Consider the following 8,621-nt stretch of genomic DNA (forward strand, 5'->3'; position numbering starts at 1 on the left):
TTGTAAGTATCTTGAGGGGTTATTACCTACTATAAACCTGACTAGAATTTAAACAGCTATTTTTTTGCTTTCAGCAGGCATAAAAAAAGCCTGCGCTTGGCAGGCATAAAAAAAGCCTGCGCTTGGCAGGCTGTTTTGACTTAAACTAAAATTTCACGTTTACCGTTCGCACCCATAGCGCTCACAATACCGCCTTCTTCCATTTGGTCAATAATCCGCGCAGCACGGTTATAACCTAAACTGAACTTACGTTGTAAGGATGAGGTGGTGGCTTTACGGGTTTCAAGTACAAAAGCCACACATTGATCATATAAGGCATCGCGATCTGAACCGCCCTCACCTTCTTCAAAACCGCGTGAGCTAGGTTCTTCATCGTATGGCGTTAAGATTTCGTCTACGTAATTTGGTGCGCCACGTTCACGCCATGCGTCACAAATACGATTGACTTCATCATCACTAATAAAGGCACCATGTACACGTTCAGGTTCGATTTTACCCGGCCCTAAAAACAGCATATCGCCATGACCCAGCAAGTCTTCGGCACCACTGGCATCTAAAATCGTGCGTGAGTCAATTTTTGAGTTGACACGTAAGGCCGCACGGGTTGGAATATTGGCTTTAATTAAGCCTGTAATCACATCCACCGATGGACGCTGGGTGGCTAATAATAAATGAATGCCCGCAGCACGGGATTTTTGCGCCAAACGGGTAATCATTTCTTCAGCTTTTTTACCCACTTGCATAATCATGTCAGCAAATTCGTCCGCTACAATCACAATGGAGGGTAAAGGCTGTAAACGTGGTGCAAATTCACCTGCTACAGATTCGCTGGCTTTCCAAGTTGGGTCAATTAAGTCTTCACCATTGGCCAATGCTTCTTCAACTTTACGGTTATAGTCGGCAAGCTTACGAATTTTTAAGAACGACATCAGTTTATAACGTCGTTCCATTTCATTGACACACCAATTTAAGGCATTGACCGCATCTTTCATATCGGTAACAACAGGCGTTAACAAATGCGGAATATCGCTATAGTTGGCAAGTTCTAATTGTTTTGGATCAATTAAAATTAAGCGCAGTTGGTCTGGGTTGTATTTGAGTAACATCGATAAAATCATCGAGTTCACTGCTACAGACTTACCTGAACCTGTGGTCCCTGCCACCAACATATGGGGTGCTTTACCTAAATCCGCAATCACTGGATGGCCTGAAATGTCTTTACCCATCGCCATCGACAATAAACCGTTTGGATCAGTAAAGGCTGGCGTTTGGATGAGTTCAATCAAACGTACCATTTCACGGGTACTATTTGGCACTTCAATGCCAATATACGGTTTACCGGGAATTACTTCCACGACACGTACCGATGCCATCGACATCGAACGCGCTAAATCACGCGAAATATTAGTCACTTTAGAGGCTTTAACCCCCGGGGCTAAATCCAGTTCAAAACGTGTGACCACAGGACCTGGCTGTGCCTCAACCACTTTGGCTTTAACGTTAAACTCTTGTAGTTTGATTTCCAGTAGTTCAGATAATCGTGACAACTGCTCTTGGGTAAAGTTGACTTTTTTGTTTGGATCTACTTTATCGAGCAAATCAATGCTAGGTAAAGGCGATAAATCCAAACGTTTTTGTGCCACCTGCATGGCGCGTGACATCGGACGACCATAAGCATCGGTTAATGGGGCATCAAACTCATCTTCTAGCGCTTGTGGCTCCCCTGCGGTTTGTTGCCATGCTTCAATAAATTCTTGCTTAGAGAGTTCTTTTTTAACTTCTACAGCCTCTACTGGCTGAGCTTGAGCAGCGTGTTCGAATTCGCTGGCTGGTTCAAGTTCATTCACTGGTGCAATTTCAGGCTGTGCTGCAACAGTTGTGTTGTGTGGCTTAGGCACTGCAACTGTCTCACTCGCTTGACTGCTCGGTGTTACAGGAACAATTGTTTCTGGCGTAGGCGATGTTGTAGCTGCAATAACTGGCGCAGTGACCACCGTTTGAATTGGTGCTTGTACACATGCCGAAGACTGTGCATAGCTGCTTGCCACGCGCGGTTGATCTTTTAAAATTTCATCAATCGCAGCCAGTTCAGCTTCAATCGCAGCATCTGCTACTGGTTGTAGTTTGCTGTCTTCAGTAATTTTGACCCGTACAGGTGCGACCACAACATCGCTTTCTTCTTTTAAGGCAGTTTTTTGCGGAACACTCGCCATGAGCTCATCAAAGACTTGGTCATCATCCCAATCTATGTCTGTGTCTGGTGCTTGTGCAAGCTGTTGTGGTTGTTTAGGCTGTGACGTTGCTGTAAGGGCAGCATCTTCATCAGCAGCTTTTAATAAAGCATCAATCTCTTGTTTTTGCGCTTCTTGACTATGTAAAGCACGCCAAACTTCGTTGCTGGCAGCTGCACGGCTTTGCTCTTCTTGGACACGGCGCGCTTCAGCAAAGCTATGTTGCATGTCTTGTTCGGCTTGCATTTTGGCTTGTTGTTCAGCTACAAGACGTTCTTGCTCAGCTTGCTTGGCAAGTTCAGCTTCGCGTGCTTGATCTAACAGACGTTGTTCGGCCTGCCGCTCTTTATTGAGCATTTCATTAAACAGACGTTCTGCCGCTGCATCACGTACTGGCGCATGTTGTACTGGTTGATGTTCGGCAGCAGGCGTTACCACAATTTGAGGCTTAACCTCATCAACCCTATTTTTTTGATTGGCTTCTGGTGTGGTACGGTCAAAGGCAGACTCACTTTCTGGCACATTTTTATAAAATAAATCTTGGAGCTGCGCAGGCAGTGCTTTTAAGGTAATTAAGGTTTTATTCCATTTGACCCCAAAAGCTAAGGTAAATAGCACACCTAAAAACACAATTAAAAATGCAGCAGCACCATAAATGGTGAGTAAACCCGTTAGACTTTGTCCCAATTCGTAACCAATAATACCACCTGAAGCATTGGCTAAAGTATCGGCAGGGACTTCCCAAAATAAGTACAATAAACTTGAGGTCGCCAGCAAAATAAAAAATTGTGCCGCATAACGAAACGGACGAGTCAGAAAACTACGTGGCCACCATACCTGTACTGCTTCAATAAAAAAATATAGGGGAATGAGTAAACTTGCCCAACCCAAAAAGCCAAACATCAAGTCAGCTAACCACGCGCCTGCCACGCCGCTGGCATTAGACACTTGCTGGGTATCACTAGAGATATGCATCCAACCTGGGTCAAACGGCGTATAGGTTACTGTTGCAAGGAACAAATATGTTCCAAATGAGAGCAAAAATAATGTCTGTAATAAGCGCCGTGCATAAGCACTCGACATTGCAGTCATATACGGTCCTATGGCTAAGTGGGTCAAAATTTATGGCAGGCGAAGTGCCAACTCAAGAGCAATATTATGCACCTGTTGCACAAAAAAAGATGCAGCAGAATGCGTGGATATTGTTAACTCGATCAGTAATGCTAGTTTTGTTGTCTATATAGTTTAAATCAATTTCCATGATCAAAAATATCCACATCTAAGCGCTAAGACGGCTCGCGCTTTTACCTGTATAATTCCATAAATTACTCAATAAAAAAAGGATGCCCTCCATGAGCGCTCGTCACTCACGCTTAATTATTTTAGGTTCAGGCCCTGCAGGCTATAGCGCAGCAGTTTATGCAGCGCGTGCTAACTTAAAACCCACTCTCATTGCAGGCTTACAATTAGGCGGTCAGCTCACCACAACCACTGAAGTAGATAACTGGCCGGGTGACCCTGAAGGTTTAACCGGTCCTGCACTGATGGAACGTATGCAAGCTCATGCAGAACGTTTTGGCACAGAAATCGTTTATGACCATATTAACGAAGTTGATTTAAGCCAACGCCCATTTATCTTAAAAGGCGATATGGAAGAGTTTAGCTGTGATGCTTTAATCATTTGTACCGGTGCAACCGCACAATACTTAGGTTTAGAATCTGAAGCTGCATTCATGGGTCAAGGTGTGAGTGCTTGTGCGACCTGTGACGGTTTCTTCTATAAAGAACAAAAAGTCATGGTGGTTGGTGGTGGTAACACAGCAGTTGAAGAAGCCCTGTATCTTTCTAATATTGCTTCTCACGTAACTCTAGTGCATCGCCGTGACTCTTTACGTTCTGAAAAAATCTTGCAAGATCACCTTTTTGCCAAAGAAAAAGAAGGCAAAATCAGCATCATTTGGAATCATCAAGTTGATGAAGTCTTAGGTGATGCCAAGTCAGGCGTAACCTCGGTACGTTTAAAGTCAACTCAAGATGATTCAACGCAAGAAGTTGCAGTATCAGGTATGTTTGTTGCCATTGGTCATAAGCCAAACAGCAGCATGTTTGAAGGTCAGTTACAACTGCGTGATGGTTATATCCAAGTACAAAGCGGTACCTCAGGTAATGCCACTCAAACCTCTGTACCAGGTGTGTTTGCCGCAGGTGATATTGCCGATTCAATCTACCGTCAAGCCATCACCTCAGCAGGCTCTGGCTGTATGGCAGCCCTTGATGCTGAGAAGTATTTAGATGCTTTAGGCGAATAAGTATTTTTACCCATCATTAAATAATAAAACCACCCTCTGCGGTGGTTTTATTTTGTCTAACAATCAGTTATAAAGTGCCGACCGTTTCTCAAGACTTACGAATAAGAGTTTATCATGACAACAAATTGGACGGACGGCTATCATACGGATGTGAATTATACCTATGGCTATTACCGTGATTTAAGCCCAAACTTTCAAAAATTTTGCTTATTGCTCAATGGCATTGAGTGTAGCGACAGCTTGACCGATCATCACCATTGTGAACTTGGCTTTGGACAAGGCGTGAGTATTAATATCCATGCTGCATCCAATTTAGCTCATTTTTATGGCACCGATTTCAATCCAGCGCATGCTGCACATGCCAATTTAATGGCTGAACAAAGTGGTGCGCTGCATCATTTTTATGATGCCAGTTTTGAAGAGTTGCTCAACACAGATTTACCTCAGTTTGATTCCATCAGCTTACATGGCATTTGGAGTTGGATTAGTCATAGCAACCAGACAGTACTGCTTAAATTTATTCGTAAGTTTCTTAAGCCACAAGGCATTGTCTATATTAGCTATAACTGCCTCACGGGTTGGGCAGCCAATATGCCTATCCGTGAGCTATTGCATAGTCATTTTAACTTTAATAGCACCAGCATTCAGCCCATCCAAAAAGTGCAACAAGCGCTCGCGTTTAGTCAAAGTTTAATTGAACAACAACCCAAGTTTAGTCAATCCAACCCGCATGCCTTGGATAAAATACAGGACTTACAACAACAAGACCCCAATTATCTGATTCATGAATATTTAAACCAAGATTGGCAATGTTTTTCTTTTCAACAGATTGTACGTACTTTAGAGGAAATTAAACTCTCTTTTGCAGGCAGCACTAATTTGGATGTGCATTTAGATGACATCCATTTAAGTCAGCAACATCAAGCCTTTTTAAAGCAAATCGAACATCCTGTGTTTAAAGAGCAATGTCGTGACTACTTTTTAAATACTCAATTTAGAAAGGATTTATTTATTCGCGGTAAAAATATCTTGCCTGCTCTACAAGTACAACAACGTCTACGCCAAACGCGCTTTGTGTTACTGTGTGCCGCAGAAGCATTGCCTACCACCATTACTGGGCATCTAGGCGAATTTAATTTGCTACAACAAATTTATAAGCCACTCGCTGAGCACTTTAAATGTATTCAATATAAAAGCCAAAGCCTGTTTGAATTAGAGCATGCCCTGCCTCACTTAAATTATGCACAGCTCCTCAATGCACTGGTCATTTTATGTCATTTGAATCTGGCTCAGCCTTGTCAAAAGAAAGTATCTAGCAGCACCTTAGCGACCAGCCAAGCCTTAAACCGCTATATTTTAGAGCAAGCCAGTTATCATCAAAATTATCAGGTGCTCGCCAATCCAATGACTGGCATTGGTTTACCCATCTCACAAATAGAAGCCCTGTTTTATCGTGCACATTTTGTTGAACAATTACAAAGTAGTGCCCAACTAGCAGAGTATGCGCAGCAACACTTTGACCATTTAAGTTGGCACTTACTCGATGCCGAGAAACAACCTTTATTAGAACGCAGTGCCAGCTTAAACTATCTGACTCAACAGGCAGAGCAGTTTATTCAGCAAGCCAAATTATTGATCGCCAAACAATTGAGTTTATTTGGCTAAAACTGCTCAGGATCGGCTAAGATAAAGTCGATCCTTTTTTAACTGTGTCAATTATGCCACTGCAATCTGAGTTTATTTTCCCCGATCCAATTCAAGCTGATCCTGAAGGACAAGGTTTAATTTGTATGGGTGCTAATCTTGCACCGAGTACCTTATTTGAAGCTTATACGCATGGTTTGTTCCCTTGGTTTTCCGAGGGAGAACCGATTTGCTGGTGGTCTCCAGAACCGCGTTGCATTATTCAACCTTTGCATTACAAACCGAGTAAATCTTTACTACGTAATATGAAAAAGTTTGATTATACAATTACAGTGAATCGAGCTTTTGAACAGGTGATTCGTGCTTGTAGCATGCCCCGCAGCTATGCCGCTGAGACATGGATTTCTGAGGAGATTATTCAAGGTTATTGTCAGCTTTTTCAGCTCGGTTATGGCTATAGTATTGAAGTTTGGCAACAGCAACAGTTGGTTGGCGGCTTATATGGTGTCACTATTGGCAAAGGCTGTTTTGGTGAGTCTATGTTTAGTCGTCAAACAGATGTTTCCAAGATGGCTTTCTATAGCCTCATGTTAATTGGACAACAGCAACAACTGCCTTGGATTGATTGCCAATTGGTCAATGATCATTTATTAAGTTTAGGTGCTAGTACACTTTCTCGCCAAGCCTATCTTAATTCGTTACAAGATGTGATAAATGCGCCTGCTATCGATTGGAAAAAATATCAGGACAGTGTATTTTCAAGTAAAACAATAGCGCAAAACATGTGCCTAAATGAATGAAAAATAGCTAGAGGGAACTTGTTATGAATTCTTATCACCCGCAGTCCCTGTTAAACGATTTACAGTATTACATTACGCCACCGCACAATTGTAGTTATTTGGAGAATAAATCCGCGCGGATGGTCTTTTTAGATCCCGCTCATCGTATTGATGTGGTCACGCTATCTGAATTGTCGCGTTTAGGTTTTCGTCGCAGTGGTGACTTTGTCTATCGCCCTGAATGTCATCTCTGTCGGCAATGTCTATCTTGTCGTGTGCCAGTCAATGATTTTCACATGAATAGCCAACAAAAAAAGGCATGGAAACGCAATCAAGATTTAAACATTAAAATCACGCGTACCCAAGATGCCACCTCAATTCATTATGACCTATATGAACGTTACATCAATGAGCGTCATGCTGATGGTGATATGTATCCACCTAGCGAAGATCAATTTGAAAAGTTCTTGATGAATACCTGTACCGAAAGTTTCTTTTTGGAACTGTGGCAAGGCGAACGTCTCATCTGTGTATCAACCTGTGATCCACTCGATGATGGTATTTCTGCGGTATATACTTTTTTTGATCCCGACGAAAGTCGCCGTTCTTTAGGGGTATATGCGATTTTAAAACAAATTGAGTATGCCAAAGCTCAAAGCTTAGCCTTCGTATATTTAGGCTATTGGGTACCGCATTCAGACAAAATGAATTATAAATCGCAATATGTACCGCTTGAACTACTCATAGATGGGCAATGGCGTCGTCTCAATCGCATTTTAAATGCCGATGAAATCCAACAGCTCGGGCGCTCAATGATGACCACCCTGCCCTCGGGTTGGAATAACTCAATTATTAAATGACTTATTTAAATAATTGCGCAAAGTCATCGCTACATGATTTGACCATAATAATGGCATGTTCACGCGTGCCATCAGGTTTTGGATAATAATTTTTGCGCAAATCAATTTGATGAAAATCTGCTTTTTCATACAATTTAATCGCAGCGCTATTACTTTCACGCACTTCTAAAAAGATTTGAAGCGGCTGATTACTTAACATTGCCATAGACTGATCAAGCAACTCAAAGCCTAAACCCTGCCCCTGCCGACTTGGATCAATTGCCATTAATAGCAAATTAGCTTCATCAAGCACGGGTTGCAAAATACAAAAACCCACCACCTGACCATTTTTTTCAATCACAGTGCTTTGGTACTGCTCGACTGCTTCTAAAAATTGCTTTTCAGTCCAAGGATGACTCTGAACTTTTTTCTCAATTTGAGTAACGCTGGCAACATCAGTTGCTTGCATAAAACGAATCATGTTCGTTATCTACATTGGTTAAATAGAATGGGCATTATAAAAACATTATGGCAAAAAGCCAGCGATAAAAAAAAGCGTCCCAAAGGGACGCTTTTTTCACACAATTAATACTTATGCAGTTACTTTAGCAACAACACCAGCACCAACTGTACGACCACCTTCACGAATCGCAAAACGTAGACCTGGGTCCATTGCGATTGGGTGGATTAACTCTACTGACATTTCTACGTTGTCACCAGGCATAACCATTTCAACGCCGTCTTGAAGAGAGATTGCGCCAGTTACGTCAGTTGTACGGAAGTAGAACTGTGGACGGTAACCGTTAAGGAATGGAGTGT

7 protein-coding genes are annotated in these 8,621 nt (G+C 42.3%); 4 read left to right on the top strand and 3 right to left on the bottom strand.

The features are described from left to right. Nucleotides 1-140 precede the first annotated feature (140 nt). Nucleotides 141-3,323 (bottom strand): DNA translocase FtsK, encoded by a 3,183-nt coding sequence (locus CYK47_RS11060; RefSeq protein WP_122901729.1) that lies wholly within the window; start codon nucleotides 3,321-3,323, stop codon nucleotides 141-143. A gap of 260 nt (nucleotides 3,324-3,583) precedes the next feature. Here CYK47_RS11060 and trxB point away from each other — a divergent pair, with 260 nt between their 5' ends. From trxB to CYK47_RS11080, 4 genes are all read left to right on the top strand, one after another. Next, on the top strand, nucleotides 3,584-4,540 hold the full coding sequence (trxB, locus tag CYK47_RS11065) for a thioredoxin-disulfide reductase (RefSeq protein ID WP_122901731.1): 957 nt from the start codon (nucleotides 3,584-3,586) through the stop codon (nucleotides 4,538-4,540). Between the two features lie 114 nt (nucleotides 4,541-4,654). Next, the gene (locus CYK47_RS11070) at nucleotides 4,655-6,205 is read left to right on the top strand and encodes a methyltransferase regulatory domain-containing protein (protein WP_122901733.1); all 1,551 of its coding nucleotides are present in this window, start codon (nucleotides 4,655-4,657) and stop codon (nucleotides 6,203-6,205) included. 53 nt (nucleotides 6,206-6,258) lie between these two features. Next, nucleotides 6,259-6,984 carry a leucyl/phenylalanyl-tRNA--protein transferase gene (gene aat / locus CYK47_RS11075; RefSeq protein WP_216075911.1) on the top strand — a complete coding sequence of 242 codons (726 nt, stop codon included), beginning with the start codon at nucleotides 6,259-6,261 and terminating at the stop codon, nucleotides 6,982-6,984. 23 nt (nucleotides 6,985-7,007) lie between these two features. Continuing rightward, nucleotides 7,008-7,823, top strand: a complete 816-nt coding sequence (locus CYK47_RS11080) for an arginyltransferase (RefSeq protein WP_122901737.1) — start codon at nucleotides 7,008-7,010, stop codon at nucleotides 7,821-7,823. A 1-nt stretch (nucleotide 7,824) separates the two neighbouring features. On the opposite strand, the gene rimI is transcribed toward CYK47_RS11080, so the two are convergent. Next, nucleotides 7,825-8,283, bottom strand: coding sequence for a ribosomal protein S18-alanine N-acetyltransferase (gene rimI / locus CYK47_RS11085; protein ID WP_122901739.1), 459 nt, complete (start codon nucleotides 8,281-8,283; stop codon nucleotides 7,825-7,827). Between the two features lie 111 nt (nucleotides 8,284-8,394). Beyond that, a partial coding sequence (locus tag CYK47_RS11090; protein ID WP_502697046.1) for an EF-Tu C-terminal domain-related protein occupies nucleotides 8,395-8,621 on the bottom strand: 227 nt, incomplete at its 5' end.

It is taken from the genome of Acinetobacter sp. B51(2017) (assembly GCF_003711395.1).
Taxonomy (GTDB): Bacteria; Pseudomonadota; Gammaproteobacteria; order Pseudomonadales; family Moraxellaceae; genus Acinetobacter.

Bases quoted from the DNA above. Each gene is read 5' to 3' on its own strand.
- CYK47_RS11060 (WP_122901729.1), bottom strand. From the start codon at position 3,323: ATGACTGCAATGTCGAGTGCTTATGCACGGCGCTTATTACAGACATTA.
- trxB (WP_122901731.1), top strand. From the start codon at position 3,584: ATGAGCGCTCGTCACTCACGCTTAATTATTTTAGGTTCAGGCCCTGCA.
- CYK47_RS11070 (WP_122901733.1), top strand. From the start codon at position 4,655: ATGACAACAAATTGGACGGACGGCTATCATACGGATGTGAATTATACC.
- aat (WP_216075911.1), top strand. From the start codon at position 6,259: ATGCCACTGCAATCTGAGTTTATTTTCCCCGATCCAATTCAAGCTGAT.
- CYK47_RS11080 (WP_122901737.1), top strand. From the start codon at position 7,008: ATGAATTCTTATCACCCGCAGTCCCTGTTAAACGATTTACAGTATTAC.
- rimI (WP_122901739.1), bottom strand. From the start codon at position 8,283: ATGATTCGTTTTATGCAAGCAACTGATGTTGCCAGCGTTACTCAAATT.